The organism is Frigoribacterium sp. AC759 (assembly GCF_979256015.1).
Genome location: NZ_CEEDMT010000001.1, coordinates 167,895 through 183,859 on the forward strand (window position 1 = coordinate 167,895; position 15,965 = coordinate 183,859).

A 15,965-nucleotide genomic window follows, 5' to 3' on the forward strand; every position below is an offset into this window, starting at 1 on the left:
GTGCCGGATCGACCGGCACCGCGCCTCCTGCAGGTCACGGGTCAGCCCGCGGCGACCGCCTGGTCGCGCTTCGGCAGCACCCAGCCCGGACGGATGAAGTGGCAGGTGTAGCCGAACGGGTCCTTCTCGAGGTAGTCCTGGTGCTCTTCCTCGGCCTCCCAGAAGTCGCCGGCCGGGGCGACCTCGGTGACGACCTTGCCGGGCCAGATGCCCGAGGCGTCGACGTCGGCGATGGTGTCGAGGGCCGTGGCGCGCTGCTCGTCGGTCGTGAAGAAGATCGCCGAACGGTAGCTGTCGCCCACGTCGTTGCCCTGGCGGTCCTTCGTCGACGGGTCGTGGATCTGGAAGAAGAACTCGAGGATCTCGCGGTACGAGGTCAGACCCGGGTCGAAGACGATCTCGACGGCCTCGGCGTGACCGGCGTGGTTGCGGTACGTCGCGTTCTTCACGCTGCCGCCCGAGTAGCCGACGCGGGTCGAGACGATGCCGGGCCGACGGCGGAGCAGCTGCTGGGCGCCCCAGAAGCAGCCGCCGGCGAGGATCGCCGTCTCGGTGGTGCCGCTGGGCGCGGGAGTGGATTCGGGGGAGAAGAGCGTCATGTAGGCACCGTATCCTTCGGTTTCGAGAGAGCTGTATGGGACGAAGCGGAGAGCCGCCGAGTTGATGCAGTAACGGAGGCCGCCGGTCGCCGTGGGGCCGTCGGCGAAGACGTGACCGAGGTGGCTGTCGCCCGCTGCCGACCGTACCTCGGTGCGCCGCAGGAAGAACATCCCCTCGCGCTTCTCGACGACGTTCTCGGCGTCGATCGGGCGGGTGAAGCTCGGCCAGCCGCTCCGGCTGTCGAACTTGTCGACCGAGGCGAAGAGGGGTTCGCCCGAGACGAAGAGGGGTTCGCCCGAGACGAGATCGACGTAGATGCCCGCGTCGGTGGAGTCCCAGAACTCGTTGCGGAACGCGGGCTCGGTGCCGCCGTCCTGCGTGACGCGACGCTGCGTCGGGGTGAGCCGGGCGAGGGCGTCGGGGTCTTTCCGGTAGTCGTTCGACATCATGCCTCCTGTTCGGAGCCGTCCCTCCACAGGTGAGGTGGGCGTGACTCCAGAGGGGTCAACACCGGTCGGGGCGCGGGTGTTCCGACGGCGGCTGCGAGACTGGTGGGCATGAGCTTGATCCGTCTGAACGACGTCACCGTCCGCTTCGAGAACCGACCCGTGCTGCGCGAGGCGTTCTTCCGTCTCGAGACGGGCGACCGGGTGGGGCTGATCGGGCGCAACGGGTCGGGCAAGTCGACGCTGCTGAAGCTCGTGCTCGATCAGGTGCAGCCCGACGAGGGCACCGTCGTCGTCGACGACGGCACCAGGCTCGGCTACTTCTCGCAGTTCAGCGAGCTCGACGGCACCGCGACGGTCACCGAGGTGCTCGAGGGGCTCTTCGACGACATCCGCGCGATGGAGACCGAGCTGGCCGACATCGACTCGGCCATCGCCGTCGCCGCGATGGACCCTGCGCAGGGTGACGAGCTGACCCGGCTGATCGATCGGCAGTCCGAGCTCTTCGCCGAGATGGACCGCCTCGACGGGTGGGAGTACCCCCGGCGCATCGACACCGCGCTCACGGTGCTCGGCTTCGACCCGGCGCACCGCACCACGCCGATCGACTCGTTGAGCGGCGGCTGGCGCAACCGGGCGGCCCTGGCCAAGATCCTGCTGCAGCAGCCCGACGTGCTGCTGCTCGACGAGCCCACGAACTTCCTCGACGTCGCGGGGGTCGAGTGGCTCGAGCAGTGGTTCCGCGACTTCCGCGGGGCCGCGATCGTCGTGTCGCACGATCGGCGGTTCCTCGACCAGGTGGTCACCCGCATCGTCGAGGTCGAGAACTTCCACCTGCACGAGTACCCCGGCGACTTCGGCGAGTACGTCGTGCAGAAGCAGTTCCGCTTGAAGAACCTCGAGCAGCAGTTCGCGCACGAGTCCGAGCTGCTCGCATTCGAGTCGGAGGGCATCAGCGACCGCCGCGAGGCCGCGAAGGCGGCGAAGAACGCCAAGTCCGGAGGCGCGGGCGGGCTCACGAAAGACCTGGCGAAGATCAAGAAGCAGCGCACCCCGCGCCCCGTCGACCAGATCATCACCGAGATCTACGGCGGTCTGCACGTCAAGGACGTCCTCTGCCGCATCGACGGTCTCGGGAAGTCCTACGGAGACAAGGTCCTGTTCGACGATCTCGATCTCGAGATCCGCCGCGGGCATCGGCTCGTCGTCGTGGGCGCGAACGGCAGCGGGAAGAGCACGCTGCTGCGCGTGCTGACCGGCGAGGAGAAGGCCGACCACGGGCGCATCGACTGGGCCGGCGGCGCGAAGGTCGTCTCGTACAACCAGGTGCTCGCCGACCTCGACGACGCCGACACGGTCACCCACTCGGTGAACGCGATGCCCGACAGCCTCGCCCTGCGAGCCACCAAGAAGTCGGTGGGTCGGTTCCTCGCGATGTTCCAGTTCTCGGACGCCGACCTGCAGCAGCGCATCGGCGCGCTGTCGGGCGGCCAGCGGGCCCGCGTCGCCATGGCCCAGTGCCTGCTGTCGGGGGCGTCCGTGCTGCTGCTCGACGAGCCGACCAACCACCTCGACATGGCGAGCACCCAGGTGATGGAGCGCGCGCTCGTCCACTTCCCGGGGGCGGTGGTCGTCGTCAGTCACGACCGGTTCTTCAGCGAGAAGGTCGCGAACCGCCGACTCGTCTTCGGCGCCGAAGGTGCGAGCCGCGGAGAGCTCGCGCTCAGCGCCGTCTGAGGGCCACGCGACCCGCGGCGGGCTCGGCTCAGCTGTAGGTGTCCTCGATGAACCGGAAGTCGATGCGCTCCACACCGTCGTCGTCGACCCGGGAGTCCTCCCGGCTGTAGTTCGCCAGCACCTCGGTGTCGGTCTGCGGCAGCGAGAGGGTGTCCTGGATCGATCCGTCGACCACGTCGATCTCGTGCTCCTGACCGTCGAAGGGGCCGCCCTGCAGGACGGCGATGAACTGGTTCTCGTGATGCGCTGCGGGGGTCATCACTCGATGCTACGTACCCGCCCGGCGTGCCGCTCGGGCCTCCGCTGCTGCTTCGGCGGGTTCCCGTCACTGGCGGCGGGTCAGCGCTGAGCCGCCCGGCGTGACGCTCGAGCCTCCGCTACTGCTTCGGCGGGTTCCCGTCATCGACGGCGGGTCGGCGCTGACCCGCCGCGGAGGACGGGAACCCGCCGCAGCACCGGGAGAGACCGGATCAGAGCACGATCAGAGCGAGCAGCTCGGCGATGGTGACGACCGGGATGAGCGCCAGCAGCACGGCGAGCGCGGTGACGCGCGGGCGCCGCGGCCTCACGGTGACGCGGACGACCAGCATGGCCACGTAGAGCGCGACGACGACGGCGGCCACCACGTCGGACGTCGCATGATCCTGGAAGAGCAGGACGGCGACGCTGATGCCGGCGAGCACGAGCCCGATCACGAGCCACTCGGTGCCGGTCGAGGTGCGGAGCGCGGGCTGGTCGCGCATCCGCGTCGGATCGTTCGTCACGGGACTCCTCTCGGCGGCGACGGCAGGGCCGGTGTCGACCCGCGCCTCCATGGTGTCACCCCGGCGTAGGCTCCGGCCATGACCGATCTGAACGACGCCGTCGTGCTCGTCCTCGGCGCCTCCGGCGGGCTCGGCTCGCGGATCGCCGCCATGCTGGAGGACGAGGGAGCGCGCGTGGTTCGCGCCGCACGCCGCCCCGACTCGCTGTCGGGCCCGGACGCCTACCTCGCCGATCTCCGCACCGAGCAGGGCGCCGCGTCGCTGGTCGCCGCCGCGCTCCAGGCGCACGGTCGTCTCGACGGCGTCGTCGTCGCAGCCGGCGTCGTCGCCTTCGGGCCGGCCGACGAGGTGTCCGACGACACGCTCGCCGAGCTCGTGGAGACCAACATGCTCGGCCCGATCCGGGCGCTGCGCGACGCGTCGCAGGCGCTCGCCGAGTCGGCCGCCGCCGGGCGCGAGCCCTTCGTCGTCACGATCAGCGGCGTGGTCAGCGAGTCGCCGACAGCCGGCATGGCGGCGTACTCCGCCTCGAAGGCGGGGCTGGCGGCGTTCGTCTCCGCCGCCTCCCGCGAGTACCGCCGCCGGGGCGTCCGCGTGCTCGACGCGCGACCCGGTCACACCGACACGGGGCTCGCGACCCGCGCCGTCGACGGCACCGCGCCCGCCTTCGGTGCGGCGCTCGAGCCCGACGACGTCGCCGCGCGCATCGTCCGCGCCATCGTCGACGGCGAGAAGGACCTCCCCAGCTCGGCGTTCACGCCCGCCCGCGACTGACCTGGCCGCACGGCGCCACACCTCGCCGCACCGCGCCGTGAGCATCGCACCTCGGCGTGACGCGGTGCGATGCACGCGACGCGGTGCCGAAGCGCCGCGCACCCGGGAGACGCGCCTGAGCGCCTCAGGCGAACTCGGCCCCGAGCACGCGCAGCAGCTCGGCGAGCTCGGCCTGCTGATGCGCCGAGAGGGAGTCCAGCGGGGCCCGCTCGACCTGGACCAGCAGGCTCATCGCCGCGTCGACGCGCTCGACGCCGGCGGGTGTGATGCGGATCAGCGCGGCGCGGCCGTCGCGCGGGTCGGAGTGCCGCTCGACGAGCTCTCGCTCCATCAGGCGGTCGAGCCGGTTCGTCATCGTGCCGCTCGTGACCATCGTCGCCGCGACGAGGTCCTTCGGCGACAGCTGGAACGGATCGCCCGCTCGTCGCAGCGTGGACAGCACGTCGAACTCCCAGATCTCGAGGTCGGCGTGCCGGAACGCCTCGGCGCGCAGACGGTCGAGCCGCCGCGAGATGCGCCGCAGCCGCGAGAACACGTCGAGCGGGGCGAAGTCGATGTCGGGTCGCACCCGCGCCCACGCGTCGATGATCAGGTCGACTTCGTCGCTGGTGGTCACAACTGGTCCAATCGAGTCTCAGGGTCTCTCGATCATGCCCCACGCACGCCGGGGACGCTGTCAGCCACGGGGCGGGCGACCCGGGCTCTCGCGAAGCGGACGACGACCGCCCGAGAGGGTCGCCGCCGGGAGCGGCCGAGGAGGCGCGGTGCACGCGATCGCGCACCGCGCCTCCTCGAGGCCGTCGGCGGCCGACGTCAGTCGGCGGCGTACTCGTCGAGGGCCGGCAGCGGGCGTCCGTCGAAGTCCCACATGGCCTGGTTCTCCCAGGCGTTGCCCGAGGTCGGGTCGTCCGGGTCCCAGCCGGCGCCGTCGACGGCCGTCCACGCGGGCTCCCACGCGACGACGCCGGTGCCGCGCCCGCCGGGGGCGGAGGCCACGACGTCCTGCACGGCACGGAAGTTCGCGGCCTGACCGGCGGGGGTCGCGGGGTAGCCGGCCGTCAGCATCGAGGCCTGCGCGACGACGTTCTCCCAGGTGTGGTCGGGGTCGTCGGCGAGGGTCCAGGGGTACGAGGTCTCGACGACGAGGGCGTCGCGGTCGTACCGCGCGGTCAGCACCGTCACGGCCTGCTGCAGGTCGCTGAGGCTGCCGTGCCAGTACGAGTAGTACGACAGGCCGATCACGTCGAAGTCGACGCCGCGCGCGGTGGCCTGGTCGAACCACCAGGTCAGCCCGTCGATGCCGTTGTTGATGTTCGTGAGGTGCAGCACGACGTCGGTGTCGGGCGACACCTCGCGCACGGCGGCGGACCCTGCGGAGAGGAACATCGCGAGGTTGTCCCACTGGGCCCCGCTCACCCCGTCGCTCGGGTCGACGTCCCAGGTCTGGCCGAGCGGCCACACCATGCCGGGGTTGATCTCGTTGCCGACCTGCACGGCGTCGGCCGTGATGCCCTCGGCCGCCAGCGCGTCGAGCACGCTGCGCGTGTGGTCGTGGATCCGCGTCGCGACCTCGGGTGCGGACAGCCCGACCCAGGCCTTCGGCATCGTCTGCGCACCCGGATCCGTCCAGCGGTCCGAGTAGTGGAAGTCGACGAGCAGCTCCATGCCCGAGGCCTCGATGCGCTTCGCCATGGCGACCACGTCGTCCTGGTCGTTGTAGCCGTCGGTCGGGTCGACCCAGACCTTCAGCCGCGCCATGTTGGCCCCGGCCGCCGAGATCTGCTCGACGGCGTCGGTCGGTCGGCCCTGCGCGTCGAGGTAGACCGCGCCCTTGTCCTCGTTGCGGGGCAGACCCGACAGGTCGGCTCCGCGGATCTCCCGCGTGACCCGGCCCGGCGTGAACGTGACGTCGTCGATGCTCGCCCACGAGCCGGCGTCGCCCGCCGTCGTGAGGGTCAGCGTGCACTGGCTGTGGGTGACCTCGGCTGACACCGAGAGGTGCAGCCAGCCGTCGTCGGACTCGGTCGAGGGGACGACCGTCGTGCCCGCGGCGTCCTTGCTCGAGCCCTGGCCGCAGCCGGTCAGCGAGAGCGTGCTCGACCCGGCCGTGCCACCGCTCTTCACCCAGGCCGAGAACGTCCACCAGCCGCGGGCGACCTTCTTGACCTTCTGGGTCGTCGTCGCCTGACCGGCCGAGGGCAGGTGGTGGGTCAGGCGCGTGGGGGAGTCGTGGCCGCCGGTCTCGAGCGCGGCCGTGCCCTTCCCCTTCGAGACCCAGCCCGACAGGCCGGACTCGAAGCCGGGGTTCGCGACCGCGACCCGGGAGGCGCGGGTCGAGTCGTCCGCCGAGGCCGCCGATGCCGGGACGGCCGGCGCGAGCCCTCCGCAGAGCGCCGCCGTCAGCACGAACGCCCCGGTGGCGACGCCGAGCCGCCTCCGCGAGATCGGGAGCGGATGGGTGGGTCGATGGGATCGAGACATCGGTCGTCCTCCTTGACGATGAGCGCACATGACTGTGTGCGCTCCCAGTTCTAGCACGACCTGTCTGGTTCGGGGAAGACCACACGCCTTTAATGCAAGCGGATGCGACGGGTTGTTGGCCTGTTATCGATCCCAGCTTGGCGGGTCTCGGGGTGTCAGCCCGCGCCTCCTCGGGTCCGAGACGTTTTACACGGTCGTAACAAGATGTATACGAAGGGGCGTCATCGGGGCTGATTGTATTCAATCCACTCCGCCCCGACCCCGAGCATTGGATCACGCATGTCCCGCTCCCCGTACTCCCGCCGCCGGGTGCTCGCGCTGCCCGCGGCCGCCCTCGGTCTGGCCCTCGCCGTGACCGGCTGCCAGGCCGTCCAGACCACCGACAGCTCCGACGAGACCCGCGACGACGTCTCGACCGCGGCCATCGGCGACCAGACGATCGTCGAGGGCGGCGACCTCGTGATGGCCCTCTCGGCCGAGCCCGACCGGCTCGACCCGACGACCTCGTCGTCCCTCTACACCCGGTACGTCATGGAGACGATGTGCCAGAAGCTCTACGACATCGACGCCGAGGGTCAGATCGTGCCCATGCTCGCCACCGAGCTGCCCACGGTCTCCGACGACGGACTGACGGTGAGCTTCCCCGTCCGCACCGACGCCGTCTTCGCCGACGGCACGCCCCTCGACGCCGACGCCGTCGTGACGACGCTGCAGCGCGCCCTCGACAAGGAGGACTCGTCGCGCCGCAGCGAGCTCGGGCCGATCACGGGCATCACGGCTGTCGGCGACGACGAGGTCGAGATCGAGTACTCCGAGCCCTTCGCGCCCCTGACCGCCGCGCTGGCCGACCGCGCCGGCATGATCATGTCGCCCACGGCCCTCGAGGCGCAGGGCGACGACTTCGGCGACGCCCCGGTCTGCGTCGGTCCGTTCAAGTTCGCCGACCGGGTGCCGCAGACCTCGATCACGGTCGAGCGCGACCCGCTCTACTACGACGCCGAGAACGTCCACTTCGACTCCATCACCTACCGCATCATCACCGACGCGAGCATCCGGGCGGCCAATCTGCAGTCCGGCGACGTGCAGGTCGCCGACTCGATGTCGACCCAGGACGTCGAGTCGCTCAAGGCGGACGACGCGCTCACCGTGCTCGAGGTCGGCTCGCTGGGCTACCAGGGGCTGACGGTTAACATCGGCAACCAGGACGGCGTCGGCACCGACCCCGCGCAGATCGACACCCCGCTCGCCTCCGACGCGACGGTGCGGCAGGCCCTGTCGATGTCGATCGACCGCGAGTCGCTCGTCTCGTCGATCTTCGGCGGTCTCTACGACCCCGCCTGCTCGCCGATCTCGCCCGACAGCCCGTTCGCCACCGACGCCAGCGACGCCTGCCCCGAGTACGACCCGGAGGCCGCCCGTCAGATGCTGGAGGACGCCGGCGTCGAGACGCCGTACGCGATTGACATGCAGGTGAGCAACAACGCCGACACCGTGCGGTTCGCCCAGGCGCTGCAGGCCCAGGTGGCCGAGGGCGGCTTCGAGCTGACGATCACGCCGGTCGAGTACTCGACCCTGCTCGACGTGCAGACCCGAGGCGACTTCGAGGCGCTGCAGCTCGGCTGGTCGGGCCGCGTCGACCCGCACGGCAACACGTACAACTTCCTGTCGACGGGTGGCGGCAACAACTACAGCGGCTACAGCTCGGAGGAGGTCGACGACCTGCTGACCCGTGCCGCCGCGACCAACGACGTCGACGAGCGCGCCGACCTCTACGGTCAGGCCGTCGCCCAGGTGCAGGAGGACGACCCGATCATCTACCTCTACCGGGTCCGCAGCCTGACCGCGCTGTCGAACGAGATCGCCGGCGTCTCCACCTTCGCCGACGGCGTGGTCCGCCTCAGCAACGCCGCCTTCGTCGAGGCGGACTGACCCGATGGCCCGCTACCTCCTCACCCGCCTGTGGCAGTCCGTGCTGACCCTGGTGCTCGCCTCGATCGTCGTGTTCGTCGGCGTCCGGCAGCTGCCGGGCGACCCGGCCCTCGCCCTGGCGGGTGAGGAGGCATCGCCCGAGCGCGTCGCGGCCATCCGCACCGACCTCGGACTCGACGACTCGCTCGTGGTCCAGTACCTCCGATTCGTCGGCAACTTCCTCACCGGCGACTTCGGCGAGTCGACCCGCACCGGCACGCCGGTGACCGAGCTGATCGCCGCGACCCTGCCGGTCACGCTCTGGCTCTCGCTCTACGCGATCGTCGTCGCCGTGATCGTCGGGGTGGCGCTCGGCGTGATCGCCGAGCGGTACCGCGGCCGCTGGCCCGAGTGGATGGCCAACGCGGCCGCCCTGGTCGGTCTCAGCGTGCCGAACTTCTGGCTCGGCATCCTCGCCATCCTCTGGCTCGCGGTCGGGCTGGGGCTGTTCCCCGCCTCCGGCTACGTGCCCGTGTCGGTCGATCCGTTCCAGGCCCTCGTCCATCTGACCCTGCCGGCCCTCATCCTCGGCACGTCGCTCGCCGCGGTGATCATGCGGCAGACCCGGGCCTCGATGATCGAGACGATGAAGACCGACTACGTCCGCACCGCCCGGGCGAAGGGCCTCGGCCGGGGGCGCGTGCTGATGCGCTACGGCCTCCGCAACTCGATGATCGTGGTCGTCACCATCGTCGGGCTGCAGCTCGGCGGTCTCATCTCGGGGGCTGTCGTCACCGAGTGCATCTTCGCGCTGCCGGGCTTCGGCAAGCTCACCCTCGACTCGGTCTTCACCCGCGACTACCCCGTCGTCCAGGCCGTCGTGCTCGTCATCACCCTCGGCTACATCGTGATCAACCTCGTCGTCGACGTGCTGTACAGCGTCCTGAACCCGCGCATCCGAGTCGGAGGAGCCTCCTGATGACCGTCATCCCGATCCAGGCCGAGCTGGGCTCCGCCCGAGGCCGCGTCTGGGGTCAGCTGAGACGCAACCGTCTCGGCGTCGCCGGCGGCGTCATGCTGCTCGTGGTGCTCCTCCTCGGCGTCCTCGCGCCGCTGATCGCCCCGCACGGCCCCACCGAGGTCAACTTCGCCGCGCCGTTCCAGCAGCCCGGCACGGTCGGCTACCTGCTCGGCACCGACGACCTCGGCCGCGACATCCTCTCGCGCATGCTCTACGGCATCCGGGTCTCGCTCGTCGTCGGCGTCCTCAGCGTGCTGCTCGCCGTGGTCGTCGGCACGCCCCTCGGGCTGCTCGCCGGCTACTGGCGCTGGCTCGACGGCGTCATCGGGCGCCTGACCGACGTCATGCTCGCGTTCCCGTTCCTGATCATCGCGGTGGCGCTCGCCGCGATCAGCGGCCCGAGTCTCGGCAACGCGGTCGTCGCCCTCGGCATCGCGCAGATCCCGACGATGATCCGCGTGGTGCGCGGCGAGACGATGCGCATCGCGTCGACCGACTTCGTGCTCGGCGCCCGCACGATGGACGCCACCGGCCTCCGGGTGATCTTCACCCACGTGCTGCCGAACTGCGTCTCGGCGATCATCGTGCAGGCCACGGTCATCATGCCGGTCGCGGTCATCGGCGAGGCGCTGCTGTCGTTCCTCGGACTCGGCATCCAGCCGCCGACGGCCAGTCTGGGCATCATGCTCAGCGACGCGCAGCAGTACCTCGGGCGGGCGCCCACCGCCGCCGTGGTGCCCGGTCTCGCGATCGCCGCGATCTGCCTCGGCTTCAACCTCTTCGGCGACGCGCTGCGCGATGCGCTCGACCCGACCTCCAGCGAACGGAACTGACCCCAGTGACCTACACCGCGCCTCCGGCGTTCACCACCCGCCCCGATCTGGTCGGCACCTTCGGCATGACGGCCAGCACCCACTGGCTCGCGACCGCCTCGGCCCAGGCCGTGCTCGAACGCGGCGGCAACGCGTTCGACGCCGCCGTCGCCGGCGCCTTCGTGCTGCACGTCGTCGAACCCCATCTCAACGGACCGGGCGGCGACCTGACGGCCGTCTTCGCCACCGCCGACGCCCCGGGCGCCCCGACCGTGCTGATGGGTCAGGGGCCCGCGCCGGCCGCAGCAACCGTCGAGCACTACCGCGCCGAGGGCCTCGACCTCGTGCCGGGAGCGGGGGCGCTCGCCGCGGCCGTGCCCGGTGCGGTCGACGCGTGGCTGCTGCTGCTGCGCGACCACGGCACATGGGAGCTCGGCGACGTGCTCGCCTACGCCATCGGCTACGCCCGCGACGGTCACCCGATCACCGCCCGCGTCACCGAGACGATCGGCGCGGTCGGCGAGCTCTTCACCGAGCACTGGCCCACCTCGGCCGACCGCTGGCTCGTCGACGGGCGCCCGCCCGAGCCCGGCGACCTCGTCACGAACCCGGCCTACGCCGCCGTCCTCGAGGGGCTGATCGCCGCCGGCGGGTCCGCCGACGCGGCGGTCGACACGAGCCGAGGAGGCGCGGCGCCGGTCACCGACGACGCCCGCCGGGATCGCGCGGACCGCATCGAGGCGGCCCGGACGGAGTGGGCCGAGGGGCTCGTCGCCCGCTCGATCGACGAGTTCGTCCGCCGCCCGCACCGTCACTCGTCGGGCACCGATCACGCCGGGGTGATCCGCGCCTCGGACCTCTCGGCGTTCCGCGCCGGGTTCGAGCCGGCGGCGACCGTGGAGTTCCGCGGGCACACCGTCGCCAAGACCGGCGCCTGGGGGCAGGGCCCGGCGCTGCTCCAGGTGCTCGCACTGCTCGACCCGCTTCCCGACGACCTGCTCGACCCGTCGACCGCCGACGGCGCGCACACGATCGTCGAGGCGCAGAAGCTCGCCATGGCCGATCGCGAGGCCTACTACGGCGACCACGACGTGCCCCTCGACGCCCTGCTCTCGTCGGAGTACGCGGAGGCGCGGCGTGCGCTCATCGGCGCGCGGGCCTCGCTCGAGCTGCGACCGGGCGACCTCGTCGCGGGCGCTCGGCCGCTCGCAGCGCTCCGGACCGACGACGAGGCGGCCGGGGCCGTCGCCGGCGTCGGCGAGCCGACCGTCGGGTCGTTCGCCGAGACGCCCGCCGACGACGACCCCGTCGCCGCGGCCTCCGCCGAGCCCGTCGTCGACGCCACGGGGGCGACCCGCGGCGACACCTGCCACATCGACGTCGTCGACCGGTGGGGCAACATCGTCTCGGCGACGCCGTCGGGCGGCTGGCTGCAGTCGTCACCGACGATCCCCGCCCTCGGCTTCTGCCTCGGCAGCCGTCTGCAGATGGCCTGGCTCGACGAGGGCACCGCGTCGACGCTCGAGCCCGGTCGCCGACCGCGCACCACCCTCACCCCGACCCTCGTGCTGCGCGACGGTCGGCCGGTCGTCGCGCTCGGCTCACCCGGCGGCGACCAGCAGGACCAGTGGCAGCTGCTCTACCTGCTGCGCACGATCGTCGGCGGGTACACGCCCCAGCAGGCCATCGACGCCCCCGCTCTGCACACCACGTCGTTCCCCGGCTCGTTCTGGCCGCGCACCTGGACCCCGGGCGGCGTGGTCGTCGAGGACCGCCTCGGCGACGACGTGATCGCCGACCTCGAGTCGCGCGGACACCGCGTCACCCGGGCCGGCGACTGGTCGCTCGGCCGCCTGTCGAGCGTCACCCGAGACCCCGCGACGGGCGTGCTGTCCGCCGCCGCCAACCCCCGAGGAGCACAGGCCTATGCCGCAGGACGCTGACCGCACCGTCTCGACGACGACCACCGACGCGTCCGCCGGCGCGCCCCTCCTGAGCGTCCGCGATCTGCAGGTGTCGTTCGGCGACCGGCCCGTCGTGCACGGCGTCGATCTCGACGTGGCCCGCGGCGAGCGCGTCGCCATCGTCGGGCAGTCGGGCTCGGGCAAGTCGACCGTCGTCGCGGCCGTGCTGAGCCTGCTGCCGGGTGCAGGGCGGATCACGGGCGGCACGATCCGCCTGGGCGACGACGAGCTGACGACCGCCGGGGAGGCGCGGATGCGGTCGGTGCGCGGCGCCCGGATCGGTCTCGTGCCGCAGGACCCCTCGACCAACCTGAACCCCTCGATGACCGTCGGGGCCCAGATCGCCGACGGGCTGCGGGCGGGCGGGGCCCGGGGGCGGGCGGCCGTGGCCGATCGCGTCGTCGAGCTGATGACCGAAGCCGGCATCCCCGACGCGGCCCGCCGGTCGGGTCAGTACCCGCACGAGTTCTCGGGTGGGATGCGGCAGCGCGTGCTGATCGCCGTCGCGCTCGCCCGTCGCCCCGAGCTGCTGATCGCCGACGAGCCGACCTCGGCCCTCGACGTCACGGTGCAGCGCACCATCCTCGACCATCTGCAGACGCTCGTCGACGCCCACGGCACGTCGCTGCTGTTCATCACGCACGACCTCGGGGTCGCGGCCGATCGCACCGACCGCATCGTCGTGATGCTCGAGGGCCGCGTCGTCGAGACCGGGACGCCGCGGCAGATCCTGCTCGACCCGCAGCACGAGTACACGAAGCGACTGGTCGCGGCCGCCCCGACGGTCGCCGCGGCCGCCGCGCTCAGGGCGGACGAGCCCATCGGAGACGACGCTCCGACCGCCGCGGACGACATCCTCACCGTCACCGACCTGGTCAAGGAGTACCGCCTGCGCGGTCGCCGCGGCGAGACCGTGCGGGCCGTCGACGGCATCTCGTTCGCGGTGCCGCGAGGCACGACCACCGCCGTGGTCGGCGAGTCGGGGTCGGGCAAGACGACGCTGGCCCGCATGGTGCTCGGCATCGAGCCCGCGACCAGCGGGACGGCCCTCGTCGACGGCGAGAGCATCACCGCCAGTCGCGGGGCGGCCCGTCGCGCCCTGCGACGCCGGGTGCAGCCCGTCTTCCAGGACCCGTACGGCTCGCTCGACCCCACCTACCCGGTCGAGCGGCTGATCGACGAGCCGCTCCGCATCTTCGGGGTCGGCGACCGGTCGACCCGCAGGAGGCGCGTGGCCGAGCTGCTCGACCAGGTCGCCCTGCCGAGGTCGGTCGCCCAGAGCCGACCCAACGAGCTGTCCGGCGGTCAGCGTCAGCGGGTCGCGATCGCCCGGGCCCTCGCCCTCGAGCCCGAGCTGCTGATCTGCGACGAGGCCGTCTCGGCCCTCGACGTGCTCGTGCAGGAGCAGATCCTCGATCTGCTCGCCGATCTGCAGACCCGGCTGGGGCTCAGCTACCTGTTCATCACGCACGACCTCGCCGTCGTGCGGCAGATCGCCCATAGTGTGGTCGTGATGCGCCGGGGCGGCATCGTCGAGCGCGGCAGCGTCGACGACGTGTTCCTCTCGCCCCGCGACGAGTACACCCATGAACTGCTAGGAGCGATACCCGGTGCCAGCCTGGCCGTCTGACCGACCCGATCGTCCTGACGAGACGACCCGCGCCTCCTCGGCTCCGGGGCCCGATGCGACGGTCGAGCCCTCGTCGCCGCCGGTGAGTCTGCTCGACGCCGTGCGACGCGAGATCGTGACCGGGGCGCTGCAGCCGGGCACCCGCATCACCGAGGCCTCGCTGGCCGATCGTCACGGGGTCTCGCGGGTACCGGTGCGCGAGGCCCTCCGGGGTCTCGAGGCCGAGGGCTTCGTCGAGTCGACGCCCAACGTCGGATCGCGGGTCGCGGAGATCCCCGTCGACGAGGCCGACGACCTCTTCGCCGTGCGCGAGGCGCTCGAGATCGCCACCGCCCGCCGGGCCGCCACGCGGGCGCGGGCGCTGTTCACCGTCGATGCGCCGCCGGAGGACTGGTGGCGCACCCGCCGGTCGCTCGAGCGCATCCTGGCCGACGGCGACCAGGCGGTCGCCGACGACGATCTCGACCGGCTGGTCGGGCTCAACGAGCGGTTCCACTTCGGCGTGGCCGAGCTGAGCGGCAGCAGCACGCTCGCCACCCTGCTGCGTCAGCTGTCGCGCAAGATCGAGTGGCTCTACGCCCTCGACACGTTCTCGCGGGGCAAAAGGCTCTGGCCCGACCACCGCGTCATCCTGTCGGCCATCGACGCCGGCGACCCCGACCGGGCGGCCGAGCGGATGGGGTGGCACGTGCGCGAATCGCGCATCGGGTACCTCAGTCGCACCGTGCCGGCGTCGGTCGTGGACGAGCTGCGGGCCACGCCGCCGGTCGTCGCGTCGGCCGCGGCCTCGAACACGCCCGTCGTCGACACGCCGGCCGCCGCGGGCGTGGGCGTCGCGGGCGCGGGCGTCGCAGGCGCGGGCCTCGCGCCGACCGACGGGGGCGCGTCGTGACCCGGCATCGGCTCGACCCGACGTCCGAGACCACGAACGACGTCTACTCGCGCGACCACCGCCCCGTCCTCGCCGTCGACGCCGGAGACACGGTGGTGGTCGGGTCGCTCGACGCGTCGGGGCACCTCGAACGGCAGACCGTGCCGGGCGAGGCGCGACCGCGGCTCTTCGCCGAGGCGCGGGGGCACGCTCTCACGGGTCCGATCGCCGTCCGCGGTGCGCGGCCCGGCCAGACGCTCGCAGTGCACTTCGACGACGTGCGGCCCGGCGAGTGGGGCTGGACGGTCGCCGGCGGTCGCGAGACTCCTGTCACCACCCGTCTCGGTCTCGCCGACGTCGCGCCGGCGTGGCTGCTCTGGGAGATCGACGCCGACGCGGGCGTCGCGGTCGAGAGCCGGGGCTGGCAGGTGCCTCTCGCGCCGTTCCTCGGAGTGACCGGCGTCGCACCGGCGGAGCCGGGGGAGCACTCGACGACCCCGCCTCGGGCTGCGGCCGGCGGCAACATCGACTGCCGTGAGCTCGTCGCGGGTTCGACGCTCTACCTGCCCGTGCAGGTCGCCGACGCCCTCGTCTACCTCGGCGACGGGCACGCCGCCCAGGGCGACGGCGAGGTCGGGGGCACGGCGATCGAGTGCCCGGTGACGACGGAGGTGCGGCTCGACCTGGTCGATGACCGCCCCGTCCCGTCGATCCACGCCGAGACCCCCGCGGGGCGCATCACGTTCGGCTTCGACGCCGATCTCGACGTCGCCACCGGTGATGCCCTCGATGCCATGGTCACGTGGCTGGCGACCCTGCTCGACGTCGACCGGGCGACCGCCCTGGCCCTCTCGAGCGCCGTCGTCGACCTGCGGGTGACCCAGGTCGCGAATCAGACGTGGGGAGTCCACGCGCTGCTGCCGACCGGAGCCCTCGGCGTCTGACCTCAGCGCCCCC

The 15,965-nt window shown here is 72.1% G+C and carries 14 protein-coding genes and 1 pseudogene; 9 read left to right on the plus strand and 6 right to left on the minus strand.

Going from position 1 to position 15,965, the window contains the following annotated elements:
* Window positions 1-41 precede the first annotated feature (41 nt).
* Both msrA and msrB read right to left on the minus strand, forming a co-directional pair.
* Window positions 42-599, minus strand: coding sequence for a peptide-methionine (S)-S-oxide reductase MsrA (gene msrA / locus ACZ6JE_RS00775; RefSeq protein ID WP_055795496.1), 558 nt, complete (start codon window positions 597-599; stop codon window positions 42-44).
* Window positions 576-1,046: pseudogene (gene msrB, locus ACZ6JE_RS00780) on the minus strand (peptide-methionine (R)-S-oxide reductase MsrB); the annotation flags it as partial. The pseudogene msrB and the gene msrA, both read right to left, overlap by 24 nt.
* A 111-nt stretch (window positions 1,047-1,157) precedes the next feature.
* Between msrB and ACZ6JE_RS00785 the strand changes: the two are divergent.
* Complete coding sequence (locus ACZ6JE_RS00785; protein WP_464317946.1) at window positions 1,158-2,783, plus strand: ABC-F family ATP-binding cassette domain-containing protein; 1,626 nt, start codon at window positions 1,158-1,160, stop codon at window positions 2,781-2,783.
* A gap of 28 nt (window positions 2,784-2,811) precedes the next feature.
* On the opposite strand, the gene ACZ6JE_RS00790 is transcribed toward ACZ6JE_RS00785, so the two are convergent.
* Complete coding sequence (locus tag ACZ6JE_RS00790) at window positions 2,812-3,042, minus strand: hypothetical protein (protein WP_243213810.1); 231 nt, start codon at window positions 3,040-3,042, stop codon at window positions 2,812-2,814.
* Between the two features lie 211 nt (window positions 3,043-3,253).
* Window positions 3,254-3,547, minus strand: a complete 294-nt coding sequence (locus ACZ6JE_RS00795; protein ID WP_192059678.1) for a hypothetical protein — start codon at window positions 3,545-3,547, stop codon at window positions 3,254-3,256.
* A 78-nt stretch (window positions 3,548-3,625) separates the two neighbouring features.
* On the opposite strand from ACZ6JE_RS00795, the gene ACZ6JE_RS00800 reads away from it, so the two are divergent.
* Entirely contained in the window at window positions 3,626-4,321 is a 696-nt protein-coding gene (locus ACZ6JE_RS00800; RefSeq protein WP_464317947.1) for an SDR family NAD(P)-dependent oxidoreductase, read from the plus strand.
* A 124-nt stretch (window positions 4,322-4,445) separates the two neighbouring features.
* On the opposite strand, the gene ACZ6JE_RS00805 is transcribed toward ACZ6JE_RS00800, so the two are convergent.
* Together ACZ6JE_RS00805 and ACZ6JE_RS00810 are read right to left on the minus strand one after the other, a co-directional pair.
* The gene (locus tag ACZ6JE_RS00805) at window positions 4,446-4,937 is read right to left on the minus strand and encodes a MarR family winged helix-turn-helix transcriptional regulator (protein WP_192059682.1); all 492 of its coding nucleotides are present in this window, start codon (window positions 4,935-4,937) and stop codon (window positions 4,446-4,448) included.
* A 197-nt stretch (window positions 4,938-5,134) separates the two neighbouring features.
* Window positions 5,135-6,802 carry a glycoside hydrolase family 53 protein gene (locus tag ACZ6JE_RS00810; RefSeq protein ID WP_464317948.1) on the minus strand — a complete coding sequence of 556 codons (1,668 nt, stop codon included), beginning with the start codon at window positions 6,800-6,802 and terminating at the stop codon, window positions 5,135-5,137.
* 279 nt (window positions 6,803-7,081) lie between these two features.
* On the opposite strand from ACZ6JE_RS00810, the gene ACZ6JE_RS00815 reads away from it, so the two are divergent.
* From ACZ6JE_RS00815 to ACZ6JE_RS00845, 7 genes are read left to right on the plus strand one after another with little or no spacing between them, the layout of a single operon-like run.
* A complete protein-coding gene (locus ACZ6JE_RS00815) occupies window positions 7,082-8,731 on the plus strand; it encodes an ABC transporter substrate-binding protein (protein WP_464317949.1) in 1,650 nt (549 codons plus the stop codon).
* A gap of 4 nt (window positions 8,732-8,735) precedes the next feature.
* A complete protein-coding gene (locus tag ACZ6JE_RS00820) occupies window positions 8,736-9,689 on the plus strand; it encodes an ABC transporter permease (protein WP_464317950.1) in 954 nt (317 codons plus the stop codon).
* Window positions 9,689-10,564 (plus strand): ABC transporter permease, encoded by an 876-nt coding sequence (locus ACZ6JE_RS00825; protein WP_192059690.1) that lies wholly within the window; start codon window positions 9,689-9,691, stop codon window positions 10,562-10,564. The genes ACZ6JE_RS00820 and ACZ6JE_RS00825 overlap by 1 nt, the downstream gene beginning before the upstream one ends.
* Before the next feature lie 5 nt (window positions 10,565-10,569).
* Window positions 10,570-12,486 carry a gamma-glutamyltransferase family protein gene (locus tag ACZ6JE_RS00830; RefSeq protein ID WP_464317951.1) on the plus strand — a complete coding sequence of 639 codons (1,917 nt, stop codon included), beginning with the start codon at window positions 10,570-10,572 and terminating at the stop codon, window positions 12,484-12,486.
* Complete coding sequence (locus tag ACZ6JE_RS00835) at window positions 12,470-14,137, plus strand: dipeptide ABC transporter ATP-binding protein (RefSeq protein ID WP_464317952.1); 1,668 nt, start codon at window positions 12,470-12,472, stop codon at window positions 14,135-14,137. The genes ACZ6JE_RS00830 and ACZ6JE_RS00835 overlap by 17 nt, the downstream gene beginning before the upstream one ends.
* Complete coding sequence (locus ACZ6JE_RS00840; RefSeq protein ID WP_464317953.1) at window positions 14,118-15,029, plus strand: GntR family transcriptional regulator; 912 nt, start codon at window positions 14,118-14,120, stop codon at window positions 15,027-15,029. Before ACZ6JE_RS00835 ends, ACZ6JE_RS00840 begins: the two co-directional genes overlap by 20 nt.
* A complete protein-coding gene (locus ACZ6JE_RS00845; RefSeq protein ID WP_464317954.1) occupies window positions 15,026-15,952 on the plus strand; it encodes an acetamidase/formamidase family protein in 927 nt (308 codons plus the stop codon). Before ACZ6JE_RS00840 ends, ACZ6JE_RS00845 begins: the two co-directional genes overlap by 4 nt.
* The last annotated feature ends 13 nt before the right edge of the window (window positions 15,953-15,965 follow it).

Excerpts from the sequence above, each read along its gene's own strand:
- msrA (WP_055795496.1), bottom strand. The coding sequence starts at position 599 with ATGACGCTCTTCTCCCCCGAATCCACTCCCGCGCCCAGCGGCACCACC.
- ACZ6JE_RS00785 (WP_464317946.1), top strand. The coding sequence starts at position 1,158 with ATGAGCTTGATCCGTCTGAACGACGTCACCGTCCGCTTCGAGAACCGA.
- ACZ6JE_RS00790 (WP_243213810.1), bottom strand. The coding sequence starts at position 3,042 with ATGACCCCCGCAGCGCATCACGAGAACCAGTTCATCGCCGTCCTGCAG.
- ACZ6JE_RS00800 (WP_464317947.1), top strand. The coding sequence starts at position 3,626 with ATGACCGATCTGAACGACGCCGTCGTGCTCGTCCTCGGCGCCTCCGGC.
- ACZ6JE_RS00810 (WP_464317948.1), bottom strand. The coding sequence starts at position 6,802 with ATGTCTCGATCCCATCGACCCACCCATCCGCTCCCGATCTCGCGGAGG.
- ACZ6JE_RS00815 (WP_464317949.1), top strand. The coding sequence starts at position 7,082 with ATGTCCCGCTCCCCGTACTCCCGCCGCCGGGTGCTCGCGCTGCCCGCG.
- ACZ6JE_RS00820 (WP_464317950.1), top strand. The coding sequence starts at position 8,736 with ATGGCCCGCTACCTCCTCACCCGCCTGTGGCAGTCCGTGCTGACCCTG.
- ACZ6JE_RS00825 (WP_192059690.1), top strand. The coding sequence starts at position 9,689 with ATGACCGTCATCCCGATCCAGGCCGAGCTGGGCTCCGCCCGAGGCCGC.
- ACZ6JE_RS00835 (WP_464317952.1), top strand. The coding sequence starts at position 12,470 with ATGCCGCAGGACGCTGACCGCACCGTCTCGACGACGACCACCGACGCG.